The 2,004-nt window shown below is 51.1% G+C and carries 2 protein-coding genes; both read right to left on the bottom strand.

What is annotated here, in order from left to right; genetic code table 11:
- Positions 1-32 precede the first annotated feature (32 nt).
- A complete protein-coding gene (locus tag ACJMM9_RS03915; RefSeq protein ID WP_405324029.1) occupies positions 33-362 on the bottom strand; it encodes a hypothetical protein in 330 nt (109 codons plus the stop codon).
- 74 nt (positions 363-436) lie between these two features.
- Positions 437-1,609 carry an ATP-binding protein gene (locus ACJMM9_RS03910; protein ID WP_405324027.1) on the bottom strand — a complete coding sequence of 391 codons (1,173 nt, stop codon included), beginning with the start codon at positions 1,607-1,609 and terminating at the stop codon, positions 437-439.
- Between the last annotated feature and the right edge of the window lie 395 nt (positions 1,610-2,004).

Here is a 2,004-nt window from a genome sequence, read left to right as displayed (position 1 = left end):
AGAGTATGTATTTCATGTTCGTTTCCCTTACTTCACTTTACAGACGAAGATGCGTTCTGCGACTTGGACTCGCCGCCTGTCGGCTTGAAGTTGCCGAGAACGGCCACTTGGTTCTCGCCCTCCTTCACAAGGCCGTCATCGCCCGTCCGTTTCCAGCGGACACGGTAGCGGTTGTCCTTCGGCACTTCGGTGAGGTTCTCGGTGCGAAGCGTGAACACGATTGGCTCGCCGATCTTGTACCCGACTGGATTCGCCTTGTCGGTCGAGCCCTTGAGGTTCACGTCGTCGACCGGATTGGGCGCGGCAAAAAGCGCGAGCGGAAGCGTAATGAGCGCGGCGGAAAGTAGACTGGCAATTTTCATGGTTGAAATTATATATCAAATTCGAACACTGTGATGTCAAATTCGTCCACTAATTATTATGTATTTGAGAAAGACTAGTACAAGAACCCGAAGAGCCACAAGGGGATTCTGCATCCCCGCCCGACTTCGATGCCGTCCAATGCGAGATAGCTGTCCGGCAAGTCCTTGATCTGCTCGAACGTTTTTCTTTCCCCTCCTATTTCGAAAAGATGTCGTCCGTCGACAATGCTGTCACCGCGCGAAGGGAAGGCTGTCGTATTGCGAACCGAAAGCTGGTTGTTGAAAAACACTTCGCGGAGCGTTCCCTTGTCTGGATCGGGCGTAAGCGCGCACATCAAGTTTGTGTTGTCGCAAAAGAGCTTGCTCGGCGAACAAAGGCGCCTCAAGGCATCGGCGTCTTCCGCCAACATTCCGACTAATCCTGCCCGGCGGAGTGCATGCAAGACCTTGAGCCCCTGCTTGCGATCCATTTCAAGGCCCTGGCACAACTTGGAATTGTTCGGCGTCTGAGGGGTTGATTCTGCAAGTATCGTCAGCATCCTCCTCGCTTTGCGAATGGTTTCCGGCGTGACGTCCTCGACCTTGGGCAAATCGACATCCAGAACCTGGTTCACCACCTGAAGAAGTTTTCGATGGAAATGCCGAAGGTCCTCGCGATAGAACGGATAGTAACCATGCTCAAGATACTGTTCGAACTTTGGCACGACTTTTACAGTTGAGACAACCGCCTCTGCAATGGACACATGATTTTTCAGGATGTCGCCCAGTTTCTGAACCGGGAATCTACCACACCCCTCAAACTCCAGAAATTCCCTGAAGGACATTCCGGCAAGTGAATATTCCACCTGGCGGCGCGAAAGATCCGCTTTCCCTTGCGCGAGGCGCAGAATCGAAGATCCCGTATAGGCAATCTTCAAGGTCTTGAAATTGTCATACAAGGTCTTGATCAGATTCTGCCAATCTGCGAGATAGTGTATTTCGTCGATGTAGATGCTTTCACCGCCGTGTCTTACATGATGCTGGGCTAGTTCGTATAACTCCTGAGCGTTCAGCCACACGTTGTCAACGGAAACATAGAGTGCTGAATCCGATTCATTTCGATTCTCTCTCAAATGCTGAAGAAGCATCGTCGTCTTTCCAACTCCGCGAGGGCCGTCAAGGGCGACCACCCTTGAATCCCAATCAATCTCATCAAAAAGATAGCGATGAAACGACGTTTCGGTCTCGCGAATGCGATCAGCGGACATGTCATAAATCATTTGAACGCTCTCTTCAGTCATGGCATTGCTCTCCAATGTGTAGTTTGCAAACCACGTAATTTCGCAATTATCGTGGTTTTAAAACAACGATATTGTATCATATCACGCACAAGGGCGCAAGAGCACGTCTCAAGAGAAAAACGCGGCGGCGCTGAACAAAGCCAACGCCGCCGGGAATAACACAATATCCGCAGGGAAACCCTCGGCGTCGAAACCGCCTTATCGGATTATGATAATCGTACCACTGCTACTCTTTGTCAGCTGGAGTTCGTAGTAGGTTACGCCGTCCTCTTCCACCTCAACATTGTATTTTGCCTTGTAGCCGGAAGTTACGCTGTCAAATGTGCCCGTCACGGCATCGACCGTGCGCATGACGGTCCAAG

The organism is Fibrobacter sp. (assembly GCF_045112255.1).
Taxonomy (GTDB): Bacteria; Fibrobacterota; Fibrobacteria; order Fibrobacterales; family Fibrobacteraceae; genus Fibrobacter.
Note: the sequence above shows the minus strand (reverse complement) of the source record. Positions and strands in the feature narration are given on the sequence as shown.